Genomic DNA, 25,904 nt, shown 5'->3' with positions numbered 1-25,904 from the left:
TTCGCTGCTGCGATTAATCTGTTTCACTATACAGCACAGGCGGCGCGTGAACAGTGATCTCAGGGACAGTGCCTTCGAAACGACGCAGCGATACGCGCGCAGAATGAGATGCCGGAGACTGCGACAAATTGGAGGTGCGTTCGTCATGGGTCAGTGCGTTGGGATTGCCGTGCCGGTCACGGGCTTGAGGCGCATCAAAATCAGGATCCCACCAGGCACCGGTCCAGAGAAACACACACCCTTCAAGCACCTCATCCGTGACGCGCGCACCAGCCAGACAGCGCCCGCGTGCGTTGAACAACTCCACAACATCCCCGTCCGATATGCCCCTCACCTCGGCATCATACGGGTGGATCAAAACCGGTTCGCGCCCCTTGATTTTGCGGCTTAGACTGTAGGCCCCATTATCCAACTGACTATGCAGCCGTGTCTTTGGTTGGCCGGACAACAAGAACAGCTCGCCTTCGTCCGCCGAAAGGTCGCGCGGCGCAAAGTAGCTTGCGTGGCCTTTGCAATCCGGCAGGCCAAAACCCGCCAGCGTTTCTGAATAGATCTCGATTAAGCCACTGGGCGTCGGCAACGGATGCGCAACTGGATCAGCGCGGAAATCAGACAGAAAGACCTGATGGGGGGATGGGTCCGGCAGTTTGATCACATCGCCAGCATGGAACGTCTCCCAGTCCGGCAGGGCCACGCCATTGCGCTGTCCAACCTCGCGGGTTTCCTCCCAAATATGGCGCAACCATTCATCTGCCGATCTACCCTCGGCAAACAATTCTTCCGTGCCCAGTCGTGCTGCCAAGTCGTGAAAAATCTCAAATTCAACACGCGCTTCACCCGGCGGGTCGGCAAGCTTTTGCATCGGCACAAGGGCGTTGTCTGATTTGCCTGCTCCAAAGTCATCGCGTTCCTGAGCGGCGGCAACAGGCAATACTATGTCGGCGTGCCGGGCCATCGATGTCCAATTCAAGTCGTTGACAATCACCGTCTCCGGAGACTGAAAGGCGTGGTGCAAGCGCAGCAAGTCTTGGTGGTGATGAAAGGGATTCCCCCCGGCCCACCAGACAAGACGGGCATCGGGAAATTGCCGCGTCTCTCCCTTGTAGGTGTAGTTGCCGCGCGGATTTCGCAGCATTTCGCCAATCATGGCAACCGGGATGACGTTGGCAACCGGGTTCTTTCCTTGTGGCAGCGTCCCCCATCGGAACAAGCGTTCCATATTGCCCACGTTGGCATTCACGCCGTACCCAATCGTGTAGCCGCCCCCTGGCAAACCAATCTGACCCAACATCGCGGCCAACGTCACCGCCATCCACAAAGCCTGTTCACCATAATCTGTACGCTGGACACCTGCCGCGACCGAAATCATGCATCGGTTCGCCGCCATCTTGCGTGCCAGATCTGTGACATCATCGGCGGCCCACCCGGTATGGGTGGCAGCCCATTCGGGCGTTTTCGGCGTGCCATCTGCATCGCCGGAAAGGTATTTCTCGAACTGATCAAACCCGACGCTGTACCTCGCCAAGAACGCTTCATCCATTAACCCCTCGGACCAAAGGACATAACTCAAACCCAGCATCAGTGCCGTGTCGCTGCCCGGATGCACGGGTTTCCATTCCGCCTCCAGAAATGCATCCGTATCCGTGCGAAGTGGACTGATGTTGACAAATTTGACCCCAGCATCGGCACATTTGCGCAAATTGTCCCGCATACGATGCGTCCCGACTCCGCCGTCACTGACCTGAGTGTTGCGCATAGCCATGCCACCAAACATCACCACAAGCTCGCTGTGTTCGGCAATCACCGTCCACCGGGTCGCTTGTGCAATGTGTTGCCGAAACGGGCCGACGATGTATGGCATCATCACAAGTGCCGCGTTGTAGCTGTAGTTTCCCTCCGAATAAGAGAACCCACCGATGGTGTTCAGGAAGCGCTTGAGCTGGCTTTGCGCGTGATGAAAACGACCTGCGCTTGACCAGCCATATGACCCCGCAAAAATGCCCTCATTGCCATGGGTTGACCTGACGCGATTCAGTTCATCCGCAACCAGATCGAGCGCACGATCCCAAGACACCTCAACAAACGCATCCCGACCGCGCGCCACGGCTGTCGGGTTTCCGTCCAACCAGCTTTTGCGGATCGCTGGACGCAAGATCCGCGCACGTCCGTTCAGGCTATCAGCAACATTGCCATTGATAGGTGACGGGTCTGGGTCGTCGTGATGTCCATCAATCGAGACGATACGGCCGTCCTGCACCTCGGCAGTTCCAACCCCCCAATGATTGGCAGTCAATTTCGTTGTCTTTGTCGCCAAGAGAGCCTCGCCATGGGATTGATTGTTCCGCTATAAAGAACATATATGCCAAATATTGACACACTTACACAAGACTGTCAGGCTAAAACTTAGCATATGGAAGGCACAAATGTCATCTCAACACAAATCCGTTCAGGATCAACTTGTACATGCTGGTCGCCCTGCCAAAATTGATGGTCGCCATGTCAACCTGCCGATTGAGCTCGGATCGACGATTGTCTTCGACTCACTCGCCAAGTTTGAAGCGGCACGCGACGCCCGCTATCAAACCGGCACCATGTATTATGGGCGCTATGGCAACGAAGCGAGCTTTCAGCTCGAATGCGCTTTGGCCGATTTGGACCATGCCGACGGCGTCACACTGACGTCTTCCGGTGTCGCGGCTATTTCGCTGACATTGCTGACCTTTGCCCTTCCGGGAACCCATTTGCTTGTAGCGGACAATGTCTATGCCAACACCCGAGCATTTTGTGACAAGGTACTGTCGCGGCAGAATGTTACCATCGAATACTTTGATCCGATGATCGGTTCGGGCCTGTCTGATTTGATCACGCATGAAACCTGCGCCATCATGGTTGAAGCCCCGGGATCTGGTACATTAGAAGTGCCCGACATCCCGGCCATTGCGCAAGTGGCACGCACCGCTGGGGTCCCATCGGTCATCGACAGCACATGGGCCACACCGATTTTTTGCCAGCCGCTGACGTTGGATGTGGATGTGGTTGTTGCATCCTGTTCCAAATATCTGAGCGGTCACTCTGACTGCATGCTGGGCATGATCGCCAGTACGCAAGCATATCATGACCAAATTCGCGGCACTGTCATGGCGGTAGGCGACAAAACCGGCGGGCAAGAGATATTCTTGTTACTGCGCGGTTTGCGCACCCTCAAGGTGCGGATGGAAGCCATCGACAAGGCCGGGCGTGGCATAGCCGCGTGGCTTGACGCGCAACCGCAGGTTAAACGCCTTCTACACCCCGCTTTTGACAGCTGCCCGGGCCACGCGCATTGGAAACGGGATTTCACGGGTGCCGCTGGTTTGTTTGGCGTGGTATTTCAACCCTGTTCTGACGATCAAATCCGCGCCTTTGTTGACGCATTACACCACTTTGGTATCGGCGTCAGTTGGGGTGGATATGAAAGTCTGGTGCTGCCCGTCACCCCCACACGCACCAGTACACGCTGGGACGAAGACGGACAATTGGTCCGCTTCAATATCGGGTTGGACGACCCCGACACGCTGAAGGCAGATCTTGCCGCAGCACTCCCCCTTTTGAACTCTTGAACGGATACGCATCCTATGCCCAACAACAAAATTGACCACTTTGCCATCGGGGCCGAAACACTGGAACAGGGCGTCACGGCAATGAAGGATGCCCTCGGTGTCGAGGTGCCACGCGGCGGCAAACATGACGCCATGAGCACCCACAATTGCGTTATGCAGTCAGGCAACGAAAGCTTCTTTGAACTGATCGCCATTGATCCAGATGCTCCAGACCCCGGCCGGACCCGTTGGTTCACACTGGATGACCCTGCAACGCAAACCCGCCTCGCGAACCGCCCACGTGCTCTGTGCTGGGTTGTCGGCACCGATGATCTGGACGCAGTGATCGCGGCGAGCCCCGTTGATCTGGGCGAGGTCGTTTTGTTCACCCGAGGCGATCGGTCGTGGCGGCTGACCGTACCCAAGGATGGCGGCCTGCCCATGGGCGGGCTATTGCCTGCGTTCATTGAATGGTCCCCCGGCCCGCACCCGTCGACCGGCCAACAAGATCTTGGCGTCAAACTGACCAATGTAAACCTGCACCATCCGGACCCCGCAGCCCTGTCTGAGACGCTTGCCAAAATCGGCGTGGATCATCTGGCCACAGTCTACAAAGGCCGCGCCGCATTGTCGTTTGAACTGGATTGCCCCAACGGGCTTGTCACTCTCGACTAGACAAAAGGGCCTGGGCGAATGACCATCCTTCGCCCCATCCAGATGCAAGCCAAAGCCGAGGTTGCGTTATTCTTCAGCGCGCAATCCAATAGCATCAGCTATGTGGTGTTGGATCTCGTTGGCCTCGCATGTGCCGTTTTTGATGCTATGATGAATTTGACCCTGCGGCAGGTTATCCAAGCTTTCAGTGCCCGGATGAGATCATTCGGGTCACCAAGAAGCGCAAGCCGCCTCTGGAACAAATCATAGAGATTCATGTTCACACAAGTGTGGTTCATGTCTTGAAAGACGGGGCCGTCTTGGGTGACACACTGTTCATTCCAGATGGCGGATCTGCGCCAGCGAACTACCCGGTGGAATGCCGGGCAATTGCACGCTTCCATCCAGCGTGTGCTGGAACTACACCAGAACATGCGTCTGTTTGTCAGCCACGGTCGTAAGCCGGGGGGATGCCGCATTGAATGGCAAATTACGATCGGTGCACGAGGAGACGTGAATGTCCACGTCGGAAACTGTGCCAGCCGGGTGCCTTTGTCAGGATGCACACCAAACGGGAAGCACAGCTTGCCATGCAAAAGCTGATCAACCCAGCTTTACAGGTCAACATGAGTGCAGTCGAAGTTCCAAAAGACAGAGGCGGCAACATGACGTTGAAAATACCCGTCAACAAACCTTTGGAGTCAAAAATGCGCTACGAAAAGGGCTGCCATGGGACAGCCCTTTGAAGTTTCAGGGAGAGGTGATTTACAAAACGTCTTAGCGCTCTGAGATTGCCATACGACCTTTGAGATACTCACCATATTGGCCAAGTGAGAAAATGAAGGCCCAGTAGATAAATGCGACAAAGACGTACACTTCAAGGTAGTGGGGTGCCCACTCACCAGTACCGAAGGCGGCTTTCGCCGACGCCATGATGTCGAAGAACCCGATGATGATCACCAGCGCGGTCTCCTTGAAGGTGATCACCACCATATTGATCGTTGACGGCAGGGCATGACGGAACACCTGAGGTAGAACGATCCGCCCCAGCGTCTGCCAATAGGTGAGGCCAAGCGCAGCACCCGCCTCAAACTGACCCTTCGGAATAGCCTGGAAGCCGCCCCGGAAAACTTCCGCCTGATAGCAGGCAAAGAACAGGGCGAAGGCGACAATGACACGCCAGATCTTATCCCCTTCCAGCCAACTGGGCAGAATGATTGGTATGACAACAGCGGCGGTAAACAGTGTCACCAGCAACGGCAAGGACCGTACGAAATCGATGAGGATGACTGCAAAGCCTCGAACAAACGGCATTTCTGATCGGCGCATTAGCGCGAGGCCCAAACCAATGGGCATTCCAAGCAGAACGACCGACGAGAAAAGGAACAAGGTGAGAGACAATCCGCCCCAGCCATCCGTGGTCACCTGTTGCAGCCCCAGCAGACTGCCTTCCATCAGCAGATAATAAGTCGTGAAGCCAAGAATCCAAAGCGTGATGATCCGCTTTGCTGTCCACATCAGAGGGATGCACGACAGCACGACCGTCGCAACGATTGCCACCGCTGCAAGTGTCGAGCGCCAATGCTGATCAAACGGGTAAAGCCCAAAAAGGATCAGCCTGTGACGGGCGTCAATGACTGCCCAACAGGCACCCGCGCTCGTTTCTTTACCACATTGTGCGACGTTTTCTGCCGACCATACTGCCCGCAGGATCGCCCAATCGAACAAGCTCCAGGCCAACCAGGCGAGCGCACCGAACACGACAAACGTCAGCACCGAGTCTGTTGGTGTAGAGAAAGCGCGTTTCTTGAGAATTTGACGAACAGAAGCCAGGGAAATGGGCGTATTTACAGATTTATCTGTCATATCAATGCGCCTTCAATTTCATGCGTGCGTTGAGCCAGTTGGTAAAGATAGCAAGGCCTCCGTTCACCAGAAGGAATGCGCCGGCCAGAATGGCAATCAGTTCAAGCGTCTGGCCCGATTGCGTGATTGAGATGGACACAATGTAGAAAAGGTCGCTGAAGCCGATCGCCACACCAATGGTTGTCGCCTTCATCATGAATATCCACTGATTGCCCAAAGGTGGAATGATGGAACGCAGCGCCATGGGCATCTTGATCCGGGACCAAATGGCCCCCTTGGTCAACCCAAGTGCCTGACCTGCCTCGGTCAGTCCTTTCGGCACTTGCGCTAGGCCACCACGCACAACCTCGGCAATGTAAGCACTGCCATAAAGGGTGATCGCAACGATCATACCTAACAACTCAATTGGGATCGTTATGCCACCCCGAAACCGCAAGCCTTTGAGCTCCGGTACTGAAACCAGGCTTGCGCCTTCGGGACGTACCGCAATGGCTGCAATGACACACATCAGGATGGACCCAATGCCCCACGTCAGCAGGCCTCGTAGTAGATCGGACTTTCGCCAGATCAGGAAGACACCAAAAGCAAGCGAGACCAGCAACAGCGCTACCGCAACGCCCGGAGTTACGCTCAAGCCCGGCAACATCAGCCCTCGGTTCGATAGGAAAACCGTGTCTGCTATCGACATCGCTTGGCGTGGGCCGGGCATGTTGATCAGCACAGAATACAGGAAAACAAGCTGCAAGATCAGCGGTATGTTCCGGAAAATCTGGACATAAACCGTAGCGGCTGTCTTGATGGCAATGTTCGACGCGTCCCGTGCTGTACCGATTATGAAGCCAAAGAGAGTGGTAAGAAAAATCGCAATGAAGCCGACGAAGAGGGTATTCAAGAACCCAACAAACAACGTCTGCGAGTAAGGGTCCATGATCGTTTTGGGTACAAGCGAAAAGCTGTAATCCCAACCAGTGCTACGTGCAAGAAAGCCAAAACCGCTCGTTAGTCCGAGCGATTGAAGGTTTGTGCGGGCGGTAACAACTGCACCGAAAATTACTACAATTGATAAACCGATCAGCCCGGTCTGAATGAGTATTTTGCGTCGCTTCGCCTTCAGGCGCAGCTCATCAGCTTTGGACATCTCGTTTCCCCGCAAGGATAGAATTTTGGGTCGACCTATGGGCCGACCCAATTTGCTGTTGTGGACTAGTCCAGAATGGGCGCGTACAGCACGCCGCCATGGCTCCAAAGGTTGTTCAGGCCACGATCCAGATTGTAGGGGCTCTCTGCGCCCAAGTTGCGGTCATAGACCTCAGCAAAGTTGCCGACGGCTGCAATCATCTCGCGGGCCCAGGTGTCACGAAGGCCCAGACGTTCGCCCATACCAGGCTCTGACCCAAGCAGTCGCGCAACGCGCGGGTTGGGTGGATTTGCGGCCATCTCTTCGACGTTGGCGGATGTGATACCTTCTTCTTCGGCGATCAGCATCGCAGCCAACATCCAATTGACAACGTCTACGAACTCTTCGTCGCCTTGGCGCATAGCCGCAGAGATCGGCTCCGAAGACAGCTGGTCGCTCAGAATCACATGTGCATCCGGATTGTCGATTTCGGTGGCACGCAGCACCGCGAGGTTCGGGCCCCATCCCGCAAAGGCATCGCAGCGGTTCGCTACATAAGCGGCACGCAGCTCGGCTGCGCTTTCGTAGGACACCATAGTGTGCTCGACACCGATGGTGGATAGATAGTTTGCTGCAATGCGTTCGATCGTCGTACCAGCCTCAACGCAGATTGTGCCACCATCCAAGTCTTTGGCTTCTGTAATGCCAAGTTCACCATGGGCCATGAACTGTGTACCACCAAAGAAGTAAGGCAGACTAAATTGCAGGCCAAGCTCTGTGTCGCGGCCCATTGTCCAACCGGTCGCCTTGATGATCAGATCGACATCGCCAGACTGAAGCGCGGGGAAACGCTGTGCCCATGAAAGCGGCACAATCTGGTTCGCGTCAGGGTCGCCCAGAATCGCAGTTGTCAGCGCGCGGCAAAGGTCGATGTCGAGGCCTTTCCATTCATTTTTGTCATTCACTTCAACAAAGCCAAAGTAGCTTCCGTTGTGGCCTGAGCAAAGCAAGGTGCCTCGCTCTTTGATTTGTTGAACGGTTGGACTCTCGGCCATCGCTATGGCTGGGAGCAATGAGAGTGCAGCTGCCGCTACACCCGAAAGAGTCATTTTCTTGATCATCTTTTCTACCCTGTTGTTCTGTATAACGGCACATTTGTGCTAATATACAGCATTGTGGGATTTTTTAAATGAGTCAAGCCATATTCCCAACGGGGTAGTGCCAGTGAATTACCCCGCACGCATAGTTTCAGTGATTGGTCATTTTGTTGCGGCTCTTTCGCCGCGGCCAATGATCAATCACACTGCGTGTTCCAGTTTAGATGTCGGTGCATGATTGGCTTGAGAGCCATCTGGACGATGGTTTCAGAAGCTGACGGGCGTAATTGTGTTGGCGTTTTCGTATTGTCGTGTTTCCTCCAGCTTTCGGCGAAGATTTGAGCTTTGGGCAGCGAGCAGAAGGCCCCGCCGTTCAATTGCTCATCTCTGAACCGTGCATTGAAGCCTTCACAACTTCCATTCTTCCAAGGAGATCCTGGTTCAATGTGGGCTGTCTTTGCACAAACGGCCGCAAGCCAATCCCTGACAGCTTGATCAACGAACTCTGAGCCGTGGTAGGACCCGGCCTAGGTAGGAGCGCCTCACAGGATGAACAGGTTCGTCAGGCGTCGATGCCCTCGGTCGGGTTCAACCTTCGCTTCACCCGGATCGTCAGACATTCGCGACTATATTCGCCCAAGATATTCATTGTCCGGAACGTCTTCCCGTCATCCGTTTGATGATGCACGAAGTCATAAGACCAGACATGTTTACGGTATTTCGGACGCAATTAAATGCACGAACCACCGTTCAGCCAGAGCCACCCTTTCTCAACCTGTTTCATGGGCGGTTTGTGCCCTGCGCGTCACCACAGCCGTTCGACACGCGTGTCGTTGATCTACCGCCCAGCCTCTCTGAGTAGAGCTACGATCAGGCAGTAACGGGGTTCTGGATCGAGTCAAACCTCCACTCGCTTCTTTGCCTGAAGATCATTCTCCACCATGCAGGTTGGCGCAATGGCAACGGGCGGGCAGATGCCTATGGCGACATCGACCTCGTTCTGGTGTCAGATGACGGGCCAGCCAGCGAGATTGCCAGAGCGTGGAAGGCGACTGTCGCACGCACCGGCGAAATCGTGATGTGGTGGGATCGAATTGCCCGACCGGCACTTACTGACGCTATCCTGGCAGACTGGACGCGCACGGATGTGACCCTCCTCACGAAAGAGCCGCTCGCGGACCATGCGACATCTTGAGCGGCTCCATGTATAGTTCTGCCCGAAGACGAAGCTGTTTCATCAGTAGATGCGATGCCCCGCCCGGAGGAGGAGCTTCTGTTTCGTGAGTGGGGTGTTAATTCGTCGGATCAACCTCATGCTGGGAGCGGAAGCCCAGGGCCATACGGTTCCAGATATTGATGGTGCCAATGGCAACGGTGAGCTTTGTAATTTCCTCTTCCGTGAAATGCGGTTCCAGCGCTGAGAAAACCCCGTCAGGTGCGCCAGTTTGCGCGACATTGGTCAGAGATTCGGTCCAAGCCAGAACTGCGCGTTCTTTTTCATTGTAGACAGGCGACTCTTTCCATGCCGAGATGAGTGAAAGCCACTGGTCCCCCATGCCATCCTTACGCGCTTCTTTAACATGCATATCGATGCAGAAGGCACAGCCATTGATCTGGGAAGCTCGGATTTTAACAAGGTGCAGCAAACGTGGTTCGATGCCGGCCTTCTGCGACACAAACTGTTCAAGACCCCAGACTGCCTGGAAGGATTCGGGTGAGACTTTCATATAGTCGATACGTGGTTCCATTGTGCGTTCCTTTTCTTTCTGACGTGTACGGAATTTCGTTTTGGCTTCGTGAGCGTCTTCGTGCCATTTGAGATCGGCCAAAATGCGAAGACGCGGAGCATGGCATTTGAAGCACCCGACTTTCTCTACAGATGCCCATGGCATTCGACCTGGTGTTTGTTGAGGGGGTTGCTACTGGCGAGCCTAGAAAAACCTATGCCATTCAACATCATTGCCCGTGTCATTGGGTGGTGAGGAGTGTCGATCTGGCCCTTGATGTCGTCGACAAATCCATCCCGTGGAAAACGCCGAATGACGGCATCGATGGTTTGACAGGACAGGCGGCGATAGTGCGATCCAACGACGTCGAGGTGAGCCCCATTTGCAAGCATTTGGGCTTCTGCGAAGTGTATCTCTGCACGAACATCAAGGTTCAGATGCAGGCTTATCGATTCAAACACCTTGCTGATCTTCGCTCTGTCCCAATCAGCTGCCAGAAGAAATTCTTCAGCTTTTTGCGCCCCGGTTACAGCAAAACAGGCACAGCTTGATTTCCGGATATGCGGCTCGACCAGACCAAGATCATGAAGGATGCTCGCGACATAAAACAACTCCGGGTCGAAGTTTAGGGCCGCCTCTTTTCCCAGTAGATAGCCCCATACATAGGTTCTGACGCAGTGGCTGTGCAAAGGCGCGCTGGACAAATCCCTAACTAGTTCATCAGCCTGGCTAGCGATGCTTGAATCCGGAATGACAATGGAATCCACATCAAAGTCGAGCGGCCTGGATCGGCCAAAACCCTTGGACGAAAACCATGCGCGCAGTTCTTTGAGCTGCAGAGTGACAAGTTGTTTGTGCAGGCCCAGATACTCGCCACGTGACAAAATACCGTTGGTTTTCGTTGCCCAAGCCAGTGTTCCGACTTTCGACATGCGGTCTCGTTTCCTTTTTTGAGCAATCGCACCGTTACCGGGCGCGGCTAGCGTTGGCCGCCTTGGTTTGTGATGCGGACATTGGCGTCCAGAAATTCGCAGCTGCGGGCGGCAAGTGTTCCGTCGTCATCCTCTCGGACCTCAGCCAGCAGAGCCGCGATTGTCACCTTCTTGAGCTCAGCTCGATAGGACCGCTCGGCGCGCAGCATTGCCGCGTTGATCTGACATGGTGCCTTGAAGAAACCTTCAGGCACCGGGTTCGGACCATTGCGCCGGATTTCCTTGCACCGGAATGCAGGTTCAGCGCCTTCAACGGCAAGGACGACATCCAACAGCGAAATGTCTTCCGGTGTCTGTGCAAGATGATAACCACCCTTCGGACCGGGAACGGTTCCCAGAATGCCGGACCGGGACAGTGCTTGCAGGTGCTTCAGCAGATAACTTGGTGAGACACCATGGAACTCGGCAAGTGCCGCCGCCGAGAGAACCTGTTCAGCCTCCAGTGACGCCAGCATCGCAACTGAATGGATCGCCTGTTCCACACCATCGCTTAATTTCATCTTGATCTCCGTGATTCGTGGATAATTTTTATCCATGAACTTGGCCTTCGTCAATGAAAGCGATGGCACAATGTTTGAGGCAAAGATGGAAAGCAGTCTAAGGACAGGCCGGGGAATCTGGCTCATCGAGACGCGGGTGACACAAAAAGCCATCCCGTGGTGCCAATTCGCGCAATGTTTTTGATAAGGACATCGGGAAGGGTGTATTGTCGCAGGCACCCGACGAATATCGGTTCGTCACTTTGGACCCGAGAGCACACCGTAAGTCGGACACGCTTCCTCTGCCGAGCGACTTGGAAAAGGAGGCACAGCTTTCGTACACCTCCTCGAGCAGCATCACTTAAAGGATCGTGGCCTTGTCGGAGTTTCACGCAGTGGAATGGTTGCGCAGGCGGTGACGTCCTTCGCCCTGATATGAGTAAGCATCTTGTGCTTTCCAACACGGCCAACACTGGGCAAGAGGAAAGGGGTCCACGTTGCTCCACGTGACCCACAGGGACGAAACAGGGTCGTGCGAACGACCAGCGCCGTGGTGAGAGTTGGCTCTGGAAGAGAGGGATTGCGGCGCATATGGCTAAAGGGAGACTCTGCCGACCTGGCTCCAAGAGAGCGTTGCCGGTGTTCGAGTTGAGACCGGTCGAGTGACGAATGCGCGGGACTTGCGCCAGTCGATCTGGTCTTACGACGACAGCCACGCGGGACAAAGCGGTCCCACTCGCCGGCCAGATGAATGCATGCTTTTCTACTACTGGCGTGAAATGGATTTGAGCCCAAGAAGCACCGCCGCCCCGATCATGAAGCCGCCGCCGATGCGCTCGATCCAGACCCGCGCACTGCCCTTAAAGCGTCGTGCAATCCAACTTGAACTCAGGCCGTATGCCGACAGAAAAAGCCCATCCATCACAATGTAGGTTGCGGATAGTATCAAGAACTGCGGCCAGAAAGTTGCGTCGGGCGCTATAAACAGTGGAAAAAATGCTGCAAAGAAAACGACTGCCTTAGGGTTGGCGGCAGAGGTCAGGAAGCCCTGAAGCCAGAGCGTTTTGAACGAAGCCTTCTTGTGGTGTGCCGGCGCGCCCGGGTGATCTGGTTTGGCGCGGCGGATCATCCGTATGCCCAACCAGACCAGATATGCAACGCCCGCCCATTTGATCATCGCCAAGGCAGTCGCAGAGGCCGCGATGATTGCCGCAAGCCCCAAACCCGCTGCCAGCATTTGCAAGGCGTTAGCCGACAGATCACCTGCAGCAGTCGAAAGTGAACGCCTAAACCCGTGCACACCACTGTTGGTCAACATCAGCAACTGACTGGGCCCCGGCGTGCTCATCAGTGCAAACACGGTAAGTACGTATAGCGTCCAAGTCTCTATTGGCATTTCGCTCAACCTACTGTTGCAAACATCTTGCTGCAAAACGAGCAACACGCAAGTCAGATTTGGATTCTCGCCCATCCATGTGGGAGAGTCGACATTCGGGCCGAGTGCAGCAATCAGTGAGTTGGGCTCGTTGCGGACTTATGTCGGTGCGGCGGCGTAAAGCATGCGTTCCAAGACTGCTACGCGAACCTGAACAGGCCTTCGCTGCACCAAACATAAATGGCCGCTTCACCTGTCATTCACTGGCGACAATTGTCAGTGAACCCGAGCGGTGCGGCAGCGGCGCCTCAGACAGCGTTCCGTGCGAGCCGCTTCATTTCTGCGGTCCAGGCATCGACCATCCCTGCATCGGCATGGCTTGCGCCCGCAAAATGGGTCACTTCGACGGGGTTGATCCCAACAAAGTTGAAGATTTGGCCCTTCAACTGCCGGATCATCGCGCTGCCGTAATAGTCCTCGAAATATGGATCGGGCGTATCCGAGGTGATGACAATACGAGCACACTTGCCGACAAAAAGCGGCTTTGGCATTCCCAATGGGTCGCGCTTTTTGGGGTCGAACGCCCGGCCCGGCAGAAGCATTCGGTCGAATAGCCCCTTCAGCTTTCCGGGAACACCGCCCCACCACATTGGTGTCGTAAGAACAATCTGGTCTGCCCACTCCACTCTCTGGAGCAGTTCTTCCAAGTCCGGTTCCAAGGGCTTGACGTCTGTGTAGCCCGCGCGCCCGAAATCCTGGTCGAAGGCCAGATCCGAGAGATGGACCTCTTGAACGACGGCCCGGTGTCGCGCTGCTTCATCGGCGTAAGCCTGTGCAAGCGTCCTATTCAGAGACTGGGCGGCAGGGTGCCCGTTCAAGACAAGTATGCGTGGATTGTTCATGTTAGCTCCTTAAATTGACCGCGGTCATTTTTAATGCATTCCACTACCAGTCAACCGCTAAATTGACCATGGTCATATTTATTCCTATGATGAGCCGATGCCCAGACGTCCTCAACAACGCACCCTTGAAACGCGCGCCAATCTTCTTGCGTGCGCGCGTGCTTCGGTCTTGAAGGTTGGCTATGCCGGGCTGCGCGTCGATGATGTCGTCACACGCGCGGGCGTGGCCAAGGGAACCTTCTTCGCGCATTTCAAGGACAAAGATGGCATTCTTGAATGTCTGGTCGGTGACGAGATGGACCGCTTGCTCGCAGAGATGGAGCGACTGCCGCCGCCAACGTCGGTTGCGGATCTCGCAGACTGCATTTGGCCGTTTCTGTTGTTCCTCAGACAGGACAGGTACACCTTCGATTTTATCATCCGCCATTCCGGCGCCACCGCTTCCGATCAGATCGGCCCCATAGCGCAGGCCTTCCATCGTCACGCGGCCATCAGCAGAGTATGGATGGATCAGGGGAGGTTCCGCGTCGACGTTCCGCCTGCGATCCTCGCGCATGGGATACAGGCGTTCATGATTCACTCAGTCGGCCTAGAGTTCTGCGCACTCCACAGCGGCGATGGCCTGCGAGCGCGCCTTTGCGAGTACCTCGAAGCCTGGCTTAACGTCCCTGGTTGAGCCGTGCACATCTCACGGCGGGGAGGGTCGGACGTTTTTCTTTCTCGTGTAACCCCAGCATCTCCCACTTCAGTGCCGTCGCAAAGGGTACTAAGCCTTGCCTCTCGCCTTGGTCGCACTGCGCCGACAAGACAAGTGTGCGAAATTGTCGGCCCGTAATGTTTGGGGTCTTTCATGTCTTCTGAAACACTTCACTGAGCTAAGGTGAGCACATCCGCAACTCCGCATTCGTCGAAATGAGGTTCATTGCAGCCTCGTGACGGTGCAGCAGGGCAAAACATGCATTCCAAGACTGCTATGCGGGACAAAGCTGGCATTGAAATGGCTCGGGTGAACAGCAGCTTTTCAGTGTGTCACGATCACTGTTCTTGAACCAACAGATGCACCCCGCTCGGACCGGCCAGTGTCTCACGCGGATGTATATCGGCGTAAATCTCGATGATGTTGTACTCTGGATCGTGAAAAAATAGGGTCCGATGAGCCCAGTCTTGGTTCATTGGACCTTCGATGACTTTGACGCCCTTCGCCGACAGTTCTTCATATGCTGCATCAACATCAGCGGGTGGAACACGGAAGCTGATTTGTACTCCTGATGACTTTTCAGGAATGCGCTTACCGTCGTAGGATCGCCCCCGAGGTCGAAGGCCAAGGTAAAGTGTGCCAACTCGAAATCCGACCCATGTGCCTACCGCTTCATCTTCAATCTCAAAGCCGAGAACGTCGCGATAGAACTGCTTCATTCGTTCAACATCGTCACAGAGCAAGATCACGTAATCTATGCTTCGAATTGCGCCCAAACCAGTCATTGCTTCCATCAATTTCTCCCAACAGAGATGCTAAGCCGACCTTCGCTGCGAAGTAGAAAACTTGCACCATTGGGCGCGTTCGCTGAATCCGCTATGCAGGGAATACGTGACGGCTTTCGCTTGTAGCAAGATTCCACACACTCCCGCGATGGGTCCCTAGATGGCATTCAACCGGTACCAACCTGAAAAGCCAACCCACATCGGGGCCCAGACCGCGCCCAGACAGTACCGAACACCAATGGATGAAGGTTGGTTTCCTGTTGAATGGGCCCCACGAGTCGCGAGCAATTCCTTACGCTGTGCCGCCTGCTTCAATTGCCCTGCATTGGTTAAAAAGACAGCTGCCATTCTCAAACGTATGCCGAAAATCGCCGACCACGCTTTGTACGACATGCAACCCATTGGCGAAAACATGGCCCGCACGTATTGTGATTCATCTGTTCAAAAACTTTCACAGTTTGATGAGAACACGTCACCCACGCGCCTACCAAAAAGGGAATCGAGATGAGCCGTCACTACCGCAATTTTGAATTTGGATCATGGAACGCTGATACACTGACAGGGACCGATGGACGAGACTACATCTTCGCATTTGGTGGAAACGACACCATCACTTCCGGCGCTGGCAATGACGTCATCTTTGCCGGGTCTGGAGATGATGTCATCGATGGTGGTGCCGGAAATGATACTATCTTTGGTGGCTTTGGGTTTGATACCGCGCAATACAGTGGTTCGATTGAAGACTACTCGATCAGTGTCCGGAGTTGGTGGGGTCCGACGGTTGTGACGGCCGTCGATCCGAGCGTCGAAGATGCCGGACGGGATAAGCTCTATAGCGTCGAGGCACTCTACTTTGCCGCAGATGACTACACCCTTTTTCTGAACGGCATGAACAACGCCGTACTCGCAGGCGACGACACAGCCTCGACATCCGAGAACGCCGCTCTGACCATCACGGCAGATACACTATTGGCCAATGATCGCGAGTTTGATGGGGATACGATCGCGATCACTTCGGTCTCTGCAACAAGCGCAGCAGGCGCAAACGTGACATTTGAAAATGGTGAAGTCAGCTATGACCCCGGTGCGCTTTTTGAGCATCTGGGAGCGGGCGAAACAGCCACCGACACATTCACCTATGTCGTGGATGACGGGAACGGCGGCACTGACACTGCTACTGTGACTGTCACGATCACCGGGGAAAATGACGCTCCCAACCTGCTGACCGTTGATCAGGTCTGCCTGATCGAAGGCAACAGCACGTTTCAAACGGTCATCAGTGCAGATGATCCCGATGGCGACACGTTGACGTTTTCCTTGTCGGGTGACGATGCCGCGTTGTTCACTGTTGATGCGGAGACCGGCGCCATCAGCTTCATCGATGCACCCGATGTGTCCAACCCGCTCGATACGGGTGGCGACAACACATATGATCTCGAACTAACAGTTTCGGATGGAACCGAAAGCACAACACGCAGCGTGGCCGTACAAGTTGTGCCAACACCAAACACTGGCAACTTAAATGTCGTCGCCTTTGACATGGTCGGTAGCGCATCGCAGGGCGTGCTGAACTTTGTCAACACAGCCCCGGACTTTTCCAGTGCCGGAGATGGGTTTGGCTTTTTCCAGGTTGGTGCCGGTTCAGTACCATTCAGCCTAGTAGACGATAGTGCTGGTTCTTTCCCAAGCGACGATCAGGGCATCATCGACGGCAACAGCAACACCGATGTTTTCTTTGGCGTCACAGATACGCAGAACAACGACAACGACGGCGATGTTTCGGCAACTTGGTCATTCGATATCTCTGGCGCTGATGACCTTAGCCTCAGTGTCGATGTCGGCGCCATGGGCGATTTCGAAACCAGTGATAGCTTCAGCTTTACCTACAATATCGACGATGGCGCCGAGATTTCGTTGTTCGACTTCGTGGTGGATGAGGCGGCAAGCCTTGACTACACCTTGGCAGGTGGGAGCGTAGAAACACTGAACGATCCGCTCACCCTGGCTGGGTCGGGCGAAACCCTGTCCAATATCTTGCAAACCTTGACCGGATCGATTGAAGGCACAGGCTCAACATTGAACCTGACGTTCACCGCAAATGCAGATGGTGGCGCAGAGGCGTTTGCCTTCCAAAACCTGATCATTGAAGGCACGGGTGGCACTGATGAGCCTGAACCACCCACCTATGAGGTTGAAGCCTTGAGCGGCGATGTGTTCGAAGGCGATGATGGTGTGACCGAAATCAGCTTTGAAATCACACGTGATGGGGACATCTCGGAAGCTGGCAGCGTTGAATTTACCGTTGGCGGAGATGTCGATGCGGACGATTTTGGCGGTGTTCTGCCAACAGGCACCGTAGAATTTGCCGCCGGTCAAACCTGCGCCACGATCACGTTCGAGGTAAACGGCGACACGGTGATTGAGGACGATGAAGCCTTTACTGTCACACTGAGCAACCCGGTCGGTGGCGAAATTGTAACCGAAAGCGCGTCTGTCGAAGTACTGGACGACGACGATCTGGTACTGATCTCTGACATTCAGGGCGAAGGCGCGGCAAGCGAACTCGTCGACCAGGTTGTCACGGTCGAAGCCGTTGTCACCTACGTGACCTCGAACGGGTACTTCCTGCAGGAAGAGGACACCGACAGCGATGGCAATGCGCAAACCTCGGAAGGAATTTTCGTCTTCTCCGGCGGAGCAAACCAACCCGCAGTGGGTGATCTGGTCGTGACACGTGGCGTGGTCGGCGAGTTTTTTGGCCAGACACAACTATCGCAAGATCAGGTACGGATTGTGTCCTCTGGCAATGAGTTGCCGACTGCAGCCACCGTCCTTCTGAGCGGCGCAGCACAAAATTTCGAAGCGATCGAAGGGATGCGCTTTACACTCGATAGCGGTGTAGAAGGCGAAAACATCACTGTTATTGAAAACTTTAACCTTGACCGTTTTGGGGAAATCACGGTTTCGGCTGGGGTTCAAACTCAGCCAACCCAGATTTTCGATGCGCAGACTGAAGCCGAAGATGTTGCGGCTCTGCGGGAAGAGAATGAAAACAACCGGCTTATCATCGACGATGGCAACTCCGAAGAAAACCCCGACGAATTCCAGTACATCCCGAATACGACCTCCGGCGACAATGGCAATGGTTTCCTTGACGCCGAAGATACCTTTACGGAGGAGGGTCCAACTCTCCGCCTCGGGGCGGAACTTGACGGTCCGACAACGGGTGTCATGAGTTTTGGGTTTGGCGAATACCGGATGTTGGTCGAAGGGACGCTTGACATCGACGAAAGCACCAACTCCGGCGCACGTGAAGAAACGGCGCCAGACGTCGGAGGCGATATCCAAGTCGCGTCGGTCAACGTGTTGAACTATTTCTCGACCCTACGGGGCGAAGGAGGTTCAGGGCCAAACGGCTTGGATCCACGTGGTGCAGGAAGTGAAACAGACCTCGAACGCCAAACCGACAAACTGGTCGACGCGATGACCGGTACAGGGGCCGAAGTTTTTGCACTGCAAGAGATTGAAAATGCAGGATTTGGCGCGGACTCCGCCATTGCCACGCTCGTCGATGCACTGAATGAAGAAGCAACAACCACCGGATCGGGCGCCAACTATGCTTTTGTCGACCCAACAACCGACGCTGGTTTCATCGGAACAGACGCGATTACAACGGGCATTGTCTATGATGCCAACGCAGTATCGGTTGTGCACTCCGAATTTCTTGTGTTCGATGAAAGCTCTGCCGCTACAACGTTTGCGCTGGCGGAAGTCTTGAATGCCGTGGTGCCATCCGATCTCCAGGTCGGCGATTTCCAGAGAAACCGCCCTGCAGTGGCCGCAACTTTTGAAGACAACGAAACAGGTGAAACCTTCACAATCGTTTCTAATCACTTCAAATCAAAAGGGCCAAGCGGTCTGGACGAGCTGGTTGAAGCCGCACAAGAGTACTTGGATGGTGGCGGCACCGACATCACCCAGGCTGATATCGACGCGCTGATCAATGATCCGAACTACGATCAGGGTGATGGCCAAGCGTTTTGGAACCAAGTGCGCGCCGATGCGGCGGTCGAGATCCAGAACTGGATCGAAAATGACTATATGGGTGGCGGGGTGACCAACTTCATCATCATGGGCGATCTCAACGCCTATGCGCAGGAAGACCCGGTGCAATCGCTGACTGATGATCCAGGTCTGGTGGACCTCATTGATCAGTTCATCGGCCAAGACGAAGCGTATAGTTTTGTCTTTGATGGCCAACGCGGCGCTCTCGATCATGCCATCGCGTCCGATGACATGGCTGAGCTGATCACCGGGGCCGCGGAATGGCACATAAATGCGGACGAACCGGATCTGCTGAACTACAATTCGGCCTTCAACAACGCAAACTTCTTCGAAGACAGCCGCTTTGCCTCATCTGATCATGACCCATTGATTATTGGGATCGACACCGGTCGGGATGACATTCTGGTTGGCTGATCCGATGTTTGGAAGTGCGCCGCATTCTTTTAAGGATGTGGCGCACGTGACTTGTCAGTTATGCCGCTCCGATATAGCCACGAGAACTTGCCAGTCAGTCCTAGCCATTTGCGTTCAGGCACCAAGATAAGAGTATGAAAATCTACCACTTCTCCTTATCAGCCCAGCCATGTCATCGGACGCTTACAAGGCTGCCGCGCTGACAGAAGCATATCTCGGACGCGCAAGGTATCTACCTGCGCCCCAGCGGCGGATCAGTACGGCTATCGCTATCGCAAGATCACCGGGTTGTTTACATCGAAGGCTGGACGGCCAATCACAAGAAGATCGAGTTGCTCTGCTGCCAAGAAGAGGGATCGCAGCTTCCACAAAGGCACAAGACGCAACAACGGCCCTGTCATGACAACAGCTCGATCATACGGTTAAGGCCGCCCCATCCGAACCATGTTTGGGCGATCGACTTCGCGCACGGCAAGCTAAGCCAGTCAATAATGTCCGCACATCCCTCATATGTAGCTGACACCATCAAGGATATGCCGCGCGGTGCGGCCAATTTCCGCCCGGTAAACGTGTATGTCATCCCCAGCATCAGCGACGTCCATTTGCGTGGACAAAATTCCGCCAGGGTGGCCGATCCGCGCCACATCAGTCGATGACATCCCTCGTAACGCTTCGGACACAACAGTACCCGAAACCGCCGCGGCCAAACCGGTACCAATTGCACCCGACGCCGGATATGCCTTCGAAAAATCACCTCGGGAGTATGAAATTGACCGAAGATTATAAGCCTTGTCCGTCACGTGTTCGCCGTTTAGCGAAACATAGGGAACAGGCGAAGCCACGATGTAGACCAGCGGGTTCATGTCACGCCTGACCGCATCCGTGACGGTGTTACCTGTGGCTAAGCCTAACATGAGCATGACATCCCGCCGAAGCGCGTCCAGATCATCCCTGAGGTCCGAATTGGACTGAAACGCTTCATACGGTTGTGCAAGATCAATGCGCAGATCCTCGGCCCGGGCAAAAATATGTAGATTTGACATATCGACAATTGAAACACTGGAAAAAGCGCCACTGCCAAGCCGCATTCTGGTTTGTTTTTCACCAGTTGGAAACACACCTCTGTTTAAACAGCTACCCTGGAAGTCACTGAAATCAAGTTCAATTTTCGGCCCCTTACCCGGCACTCCCCCGATTGAGAACGCTCCTTGCGTGGCAGGTTGACCGCCTTCCATAGGAACACGCGCGCGCAGAATACGTCCGGTGTTCACCTGATGGATGGCAATATGCTGGTGGTCATCAATACGCTGTCCAACCCCTTCAAGAGCCGCGAACAGAGCTGCGCCGGCGCTGATGTTGCCGCAATTGGCGCTCCAATCAACATCGGAATACATCGTACCCACTTGGGCAAACAGATAGTCGATGTCGCACTCAGGGCGATCCGATGGCCCCATGACGGCAAGTTTGCTGCTCAGCTTGTCACCACCGCCCAGCCCGTCAATCTGGCGCGCGTCCGGGGTGCCAAACAACCGCAAAATCACATCATCACGCGCCTTCTCCTCCACCGGCAGACAATCGGACTTGAGGAAGATACCTTTCGACGACCCGCCACGTATGATGCGAACTGGGATTTCTAAAGAACAACACACTCGACCGCCCCTTTCCCTGGAAACCGGCACATATCCGACTGTCAGATGGACATGTGCGAAGATTGAAATGCTACATCAACGCCGCACAGATCTTCCGGACCGTGTTCAGTTCCGCGATCTCAACGTTTTCAAGGTCGAGAGTTGACCCCTTCAAATCCTCGATAAAGAATACGATTTCGACCATTAAGAGAGAGTCATAACTTTCTCCTTGCAACTCGGTATCAGCTTCGATGGGTTTTACGCCAATTCGCTCCTCGAGAAATTCAATCAGCGCACCCTCTGCACAGTCCATCTATTCGTCCCCTTTATATGTCAATAGTACAAAGGCCCACATAAACGGTCCCATAAGCATCACGAGTCTTTCGACATCGCCGTTCCCTCCATGCGGCACCCGCATGTTTCTTAGTGTGACAAACGGATCTGCAGAAGTTGCATGGGCAATTTCTGCCTTGCTATCCATATTCAACATATCAACACACGATCTAACGCTCGAATATTGCAACCGCATGTAGTCCATTGTGAAGTTTGGCGTAAGAAGTTCGGAAAAATCCGCCAAACTCCGCTTGGACTCCTCAAGAAAATGGTCGACAGCTTTTTTCGTAGATCGAGCATAGTTGACCAGATACTTCTCAAGACTGTCGCGCTCCCTCACACGCATGAGCGACAAATCGCTATAGGGCACAACCAGAGACAGTTCTGGCCCCTTGCCAACATTTCCTGCAAGGATCAGAGCAAGGCAAATATCGCTGGCAACCGTAATTCCCTTATGAATAATGCGAGTTTCATGCGCGGGGTGACGATCAATATAAACGACCAGTACTGACTTTGACCGCTCTGTTTGGATCAAGGCAGAAGCAGTTTGAAGCGCTAGGCCAATATTGGCGCAACCGTTTGCCCAATACCCCATGAGATTGGCGTTCCCAAGACCGTTCAACTCCAAAGCGTTGTAAATGTTCGCCCGAAACAACTGATGTTCGAGTGGAAAAGTTTGCTTGGAATAGGTTTGGTCTACATCCCAGAAGGATTCGGAGCCAAACAGAACGGTGTCAATTTCTTCAACAGGCACCGTACTATTTGCAAGTGCTTTGGCAATTGCCTTTTCCGCAAGCCGACAAGAGCCTTCCTCCGCGACACTATATTGCTTGAAACCATCTGCCAACAATTTTTTGACCTGTTCATCTTCCTCTGCGCCAGAGGTCACAATGTCTGCGACCTCTCGCATGGTGCCCTTCTGATATTCAACAGTTTCCAAAATGACAGGATGCAAGACTGACCTCACTGCTTTCTGAGAATGTTATATTTTTCGCAGCCATGAGACCTAGTAAACCCGGACTTGTCGAACAATGCACCAATGGATTCGTCCCGCCATAGCCTATAAAGGCATGTTTGTGAGTTTATAACCTCGCCATCGTTTTCAAGAATGTATTCCTTGATCGAATTGGTTTGAAAAATCTTTACCCGTTCGCGGAAAAAAAGATTCTCTTCGAGGTGGGTGTACGAGCTTTTATGCATTGGCTGGATATTAATCGCAAAGGTGCCATCATCTTCAATATTATCGAACAGATTATTCAGGGCAGTGATGTTTATACCTTCATTGTTGATGTGACTGAGCAATATGTTTTCTAGAAACACCCAAACACCCCCGTGCGAAAAGGCAAAGTTGAATTTTTCATCTGCTTGAAAATCACATATATCCGCGCACCTTAGCTCAACATTATCAAAATCCTTGAAACGCTCTTGGGCGACATCGATCATTTCCTGCGTATGATCAACACCAAGGAATTTAACACCGGGCGGAGCAATTTTGGCGAGGCGCTCAAGTAACAAACCGGTGCCAACGCCAATCTCCAGAACACGACCCTCCTCCGGAAGATGTTTCAAAAGATGTCGCGCTGCGCCTTCGTAATCATAGTAGCCACTGCGATTCATCGCCAGGTCATAGAAAGAAGAATAGTCGTTGTACTTGTTCCCTTCTACGTGATTCAGCACTTTCAAGGCGGGTCCCGCCTTGGGTGCGGAAACACGAGATTGGTGCTGCAATACGATATCCTTCACCTTTCCTCGCAGAAGTTTACCGGCGGCATTGGTCGGAATCGCATCCGGCGTAATGACGATCCGCGCGGGGGTTCGTGTTTTTCCAAGGCAAATGCGACACCAGTCAAGTAGATCGGTTTCGGAGGCAGTCAGCTGGTCTCTCACATAGGCCAAGGCATAGATTTCTTCTCCGACAGCCGGGTTTTCAACAGCGACCGAACATCCGGTGATGACATCCGGGTGTTGCGAAATAATCTGATCGACCTCCTCGAGATGGATATTGAAACCTGATCGTATCGCGACGTCCTTGGCCCGGCCGGTGATGTAATGATTGCCCCGCTTGTCGCGATAAGCGATGTCTCCAGTGCTCAACCAACCAGATTTGAACGCATTTTCGGTTTCAAACGGATTGTTCCAGTACCCAGCGGAGACAGTTGGTCCACTGACTTCGAGAATGCCTGTACCCGCGCCCGACACGATATCGCCAGCATCCGTGACCAACCGCGCATCGAAATCCAGGCTTGGGCCGATTGTATGCAGCCCACGGCCATCGTCCCCGGCCTTGCCCAAAAAGATGGCAAAGGACGCTTCGGTCAGCCCATAGATGTTGAACAGTGTTCGCTCAAATTTCTTTTGGAAATAAGTGAAGTCTTGAAGGGAAATCGGGGCAGCCGCCGTCGCAAACAACTGTCGTCCATTCTGGGCTTGGTCCAGAGGTCGGGAGAACTTGTTCAGCAATTGGACAATGCTTGGGACAAGATAGATGAAGTCAATGCTGTGCGCGTTCAAGTCTTCCCAAAACCCTCTCACGGTTGAGGGCAAGGCTTCTGGCAACACCACAACGGTCGCACCCGACACAACGCCAAGCAAGTAGTGAATGCCGAGAATCCCGAGGCCCGTTAACTTAAAGACACATCCGATTTTTGAACCAAAGCTCAAGCCGAACTGTGCCCGTGCCGGTTCGTATGCGTGTCGGAAATTGGGATGGCTGATCATGACGCCCTTGGGGTTGCCGGTTGTTCCCGATGTGAAAGCAAGCATGGCCAGCCTTTCGGCAGGCAGTGTCAGGCCCGGGTCCAAGGGCTTCTGACGCCGCTTTGCATCCCTGAAGCTTGTCGTTCCGGGAACGCTGTCATCACCCGATAGAACGATGGCGGGGCTCGCACTTTCAATGATTGACGCTTGCGAGGATTGACCCCAGCCCTTGTCTATGGGCACGACAATTGCGCCTACGCGGAACGCACCGAAAATGGCTGCCACACAGTCGATACTATCCTGCATTACAATGGCGACGCGATCGCCAAGTTCGACGCCGCGAAAGTTTAGCGCCTCCGCATAAAGCTGCGCCAACTCATTCATTTCACGATAGCTGACCGTGACGGCGTCTTGCCCGTCACGCACATTCATGATGAATGCCGTTTCGGGTGCGACCTTGGCATTCCAGGACAAGACTTCGTCAAGGCTTAGATCTAGTGGCGCAAAGTTGGTCATCGGGTTTCTCCAGTTCTTTTCCTTGCCGTTGGAAAACGTGCTCTCCAGAATTTTCGACCGCTGAGGAAGTCCGTATCCGTGGCGAGATACGCGCTGCTCAGAACCAGCAATGCCGCGCCAAAAATGGCGGTCGGACCCGGCACAATGTCAAAGGCCACCATGTCATAAAAGGTCAGCCAGATGACGGGGAGGTTCTGCAGTCCGGATACATGACTCACGGTTGCATATCGGTATGCTGCAGCACCAAACCACATCGTCGCCAGGTAAAAGATACCGACAGCCAGAAGGATGGCGCCGTCAAACACATCCGGGACTTTGGCCGCACCCGTGAACGGTACACTCACCCCTGCAAGCACCAGCAAAAACACCAGAGCGTTTATTGTAAATATATTGGCCCCAATCCCAACTTTCGCTTTGCGAACAAGGACGATACCGATGGCTTGAAACAAGCTGGATGCCGTCGCTGCGATGATGCCAAGTACGTGCACTTCGTAACTTTTTAGTGCGACGATGGCGAACCCGACAAACCCCAGTATGATCACAAGGACACGCGACGGTTTGAACGGTTCATCCCGGATCATCATCGCGATGCAAGTCGCAAAGATCGAGCACGTTGCATAGATCGTAACTGCTTGATTCAAAGGCAATAATTTGATCGACAAGATGCCCGTTACCCATGACGCAACAGACAAGAGCGATCTGATATGGACGATGGGCGGATGTTTTCTGAAGTTCAGGACTTCTTTGGCGACAAAGTACATTATCGCGGCAAAAACGAGACTTGAGAACAGGTTGCGGTAGAATAGGACCTCGGCAATCGAATACCCTTCGACCACGAACTTTATCAGCACGTTATGCACGGATAACGCAATCGTACTGATGATCATCGCAGTGACGCCAAGAGCGATGCTATTGCCTCGTTGTTCCAAACCCGGTCCCTTAATTTGCCTTGTCCAAAGTCATCAAGTGCTACTGGCTTTGC

Annotated in this window: 22 protein-coding genes and 1 pseudogene; 7 read left to right on the top strand and 16 right to left on the bottom strand. The window is 54.0% G+C overall.

The window, feature by feature from the left end; translation table 11 throughout:
- Positions 1-13 precede the first annotated feature (13 nt).
- Positions 14-2,293, bottom strand: coding sequence for a molybdopterin-dependent oxidoreductase (locus IE087_RS15860; protein ID WP_189370335.1), 2,280 nt, complete (start codon positions 2,291-2,293; stop codon positions 14-16).
- 130 nt (positions 2,294-2,423) lie between these two features.
- Here IE087_RS15860 and metC point away from each other — a divergent pair, with 130 nt between their 5' ends.
- From metC to IE087_RS23570, 4 genes are all read left to right on the top strand, one after another.
- The gene (gene metC / locus IE087_RS15855; RefSeq protein ID WP_189370334.1) at positions 2,424-3,599 is read left to right on the top strand and encodes a cystathionine beta-lyase; all 1,176 of its coding nucleotides are present in this window, start codon (positions 2,424-2,426) and stop codon (positions 3,597-3,599) included.
- A gap of 15 nt (positions 3,600-3,614) precedes the next feature.
- Positions 3,615-4,253, top strand: a complete 639-nt coding sequence (locus IE087_RS15850) for a VOC family protein (RefSeq protein ID WP_189370333.1) — start codon at positions 3,615-3,617, stop codon at positions 4,251-4,253.
- An 18-nt stretch (positions 4,254-4,271) separates the two neighbouring features.
- Positions 4,272-4,502, top strand: a complete 231-nt coding sequence (locus IE087_RS23575) for a hypothetical protein (protein ID WP_229801413.1) — start codon at positions 4,272-4,274, stop codon at positions 4,500-4,502.
- A gap of 320 nt (positions 4,503-4,822) precedes the next feature.
- Positions 4,823-4,978: a hypothetical protein gene (locus tag IE087_RS23570; protein ID WP_229801412.1), complete on the top strand. Its 156-nt coding sequence runs from the start codon at positions 4,823-4,825 to the stop codon at positions 4,976-4,978.
- Between the two features lie 31 nt (positions 4,979-5,009).
- On the opposite strand, the gene IE087_RS15840 is transcribed toward IE087_RS23570, so the two are convergent.
- The 4 genes and pseudogenes from IE087_RS15840 to IE087_RS23565 form a co-directional block, all read right to left on the bottom strand.
- The gene (locus IE087_RS15840) at positions 5,010-6,098 is read right to left on the bottom strand and encodes an amino acid ABC transporter permease (RefSeq protein WP_189370332.1); all 1,089 of its coding nucleotides are present in this window, start codon (positions 6,096-6,098) and stop codon (positions 5,010-5,012) included.
- A 1-nt stretch (position 6,099) separates the two neighbouring features.
- Positions 6,100-7,236 carry an ABC transporter permease subunit gene (locus IE087_RS15835; protein ID WP_189370331.1) on the bottom strand — a complete coding sequence of 379 codons (1,137 nt, stop codon included), beginning with the start codon at positions 7,234-7,236 and terminating at the stop codon, positions 6,100-6,102.
- Between the two features lie 65 nt (positions 7,237-7,301).
- Positions 7,302-8,336, bottom strand: coding sequence for an amino acid ABC transporter substrate-binding protein (locus IE087_RS15830; protein WP_189370330.1), 1,035 nt, complete (start codon positions 8,334-8,336; stop codon positions 7,302-7,304).
- 173 nt (positions 8,337-8,509) lie between these two features.
- Positions 8,510-9,192, bottom strand: a pseudogene (locus IE087_RS23565) (integrase core domain-containing protein); the annotation flags it as partial.
- 123 nt (positions 9,193-9,315) lie between these two features.
- On the opposite strand from IE087_RS23565, the gene IE087_RS15820 reads away from it, so the two are divergent.
- Positions 9,316-9,507: a hypothetical protein gene (locus tag IE087_RS15820; protein WP_189370329.1), complete on the top strand. Its 192-nt coding sequence runs from the start codon at positions 9,316-9,318 to the stop codon at positions 9,505-9,507.
- Positions 9,508-9,604: 97 nt separating this feature from the next.
- Here the strand turns inward: IE087_RS15820 and IE087_RS15815 are convergent, their stop codons facing one another.
- The 5 genes from IE087_RS15815 to IE087_RS15795 form a co-directional block, all read right to left on the bottom strand.
- Positions 9,605-10,060 carry a carboxymuconolactone decarboxylase family protein gene (locus tag IE087_RS15815; RefSeq protein WP_189370328.1) on the bottom strand — a complete coding sequence of 152 codons (456 nt, stop codon included), beginning with the start codon at positions 10,058-10,060 and terminating at the stop codon, positions 9,605-9,607.
- A 125-nt stretch (positions 10,061-10,185) separates the two neighbouring features.
- The gene (locus IE087_RS15810) at positions 10,186-10,971 is read right to left on the bottom strand and encodes an HD domain-containing protein (RefSeq protein ID WP_189370327.1); all 786 of its coding nucleotides are present in this window, start codon (positions 10,969-10,971) and stop codon (positions 10,186-10,188) included.
- Positions 10,972-11,018: 47 nt separating this feature from the next.
- The gene (locus IE087_RS15805; RefSeq protein WP_189370326.1) at positions 11,019-11,531 is read right to left on the bottom strand and encodes an RrF2 family transcriptional regulator; all 513 of its coding nucleotides are present in this window, start codon (positions 11,529-11,531) and stop codon (positions 11,019-11,021) included.
- A gap of 745 nt (positions 11,532-12,276) precedes the next feature.
- Complete coding sequence (locus IE087_RS15800; protein ID WP_189370325.1) at positions 12,277-12,906, bottom strand: LysE family translocator; 630 nt, start codon at positions 12,904-12,906, stop codon at positions 12,277-12,279.
- Positions 12,907-13,193: 287 nt separating this feature from the next.
- Positions 13,194-13,787, bottom strand: a complete 594-nt coding sequence (locus IE087_RS15795; protein ID WP_189370324.1) for an NAD(P)H-dependent oxidoreductase — start codon at positions 13,785-13,787, stop codon at positions 13,194-13,196.
- 97 nt (positions 13,788-13,884) lie between these two features.
- Here IE087_RS15795 and IE087_RS15790 point away from each other — a divergent pair, with 97 nt between their 5' ends.
- On the top strand, positions 13,885-14,463 hold the full coding sequence (locus IE087_RS15790) for a TetR/AcrR family transcriptional regulator (RefSeq protein WP_189370323.1): 579 nt from the start codon (positions 13,885-13,887) through the stop codon (positions 14,461-14,463).
- Between the two features lie 359 nt (positions 14,464-14,822).
- Here IE087_RS15790 and IE087_RS15785 read toward each other — a convergent pair whose 3' ends face one another.
- Complete coding sequence (locus tag IE087_RS15785) at positions 14,823-15,278, bottom strand: VOC family protein (RefSeq protein ID WP_189370322.1); 456 nt, start codon at positions 15,276-15,278, stop codon at positions 14,823-14,825.
- A 495-nt stretch (positions 15,279-15,773) separates the two neighbouring features.
- On the opposite strand from IE087_RS15785, the gene IE087_RS15780 reads away from it, so the two are divergent.
- Complete coding sequence (locus IE087_RS15780; protein WP_189370321.1) at positions 15,774-19,748, top strand: ExeM/NucH family extracellular endonuclease; 3,975 nt, start codon at positions 15,774-15,776, stop codon at positions 19,746-19,748.
- Between the two features lie 506 nt (positions 19,749-20,254).
- Here IE087_RS15780 and IE087_RS15775 read toward each other — a convergent pair.
- The 5 genes from IE087_RS15775 to IE087_RS15755 form a co-directional block, all read right to left on the bottom strand.
- Entirely contained in the window at positions 20,255-21,397 is a 1,143-nt protein-coding gene (locus IE087_RS15775) for a PrpF domain-containing protein (protein ID WP_189370320.1), read from the bottom strand.
- 70 nt (positions 21,398-21,467) lie between these two features.
- Positions 21,468-21,689 carry a hypothetical protein gene (locus IE087_RS15770; RefSeq protein ID WP_189370319.1) on the bottom strand — a complete coding sequence of 74 codons (222 nt, stop codon included), beginning with the start codon at positions 21,687-21,689 and terminating at the stop codon, positions 21,468-21,470.
- A complete protein-coding gene (locus IE087_RS15765) occupies positions 21,690-22,649 on the bottom strand; it encodes a beta-ketoacyl-[acyl-carrier-protein] synthase family protein (RefSeq protein WP_189370318.1) in 960 nt (319 codons plus the stop codon).
- Positions 22,650-22,672: 23 nt separating this feature from the next.
- Positions 22,673-24,838 (bottom strand): AMP-binding protein, encoded by a 2,166-nt coding sequence (locus tag IE087_RS15760; protein WP_229801425.1) that lies wholly within the window; start codon positions 24,836-24,838, stop codon positions 22,673-22,675.
- An 80-nt stretch (positions 24,839-24,918) separates the two neighbouring features.
- Positions 24,919-25,851: a DMT family transporter gene (locus IE087_RS15755; RefSeq protein WP_268244649.1), complete on the bottom strand. Its 933-nt coding sequence runs from the start codon at positions 25,849-25,851 to the stop codon at positions 24,919-24,921.
- Positions 25,852-25,904 lie beyond the last annotated feature (53 nt).

This window comes from Tateyamaria omphalii (assembly GCF_014651375.1).
Classification (GTDB): domain Bacteria; phylum Pseudomonadota; class Alphaproteobacteria; order Rhodobacterales; family Rhodobacteraceae; genus Tateyamaria; species Tateyamaria omphalii.
The sequence above is the reverse complement of the archived record's forward strand: the minus strand, read 5'-3'. Positions and strand labels throughout refer to the sequence as shown.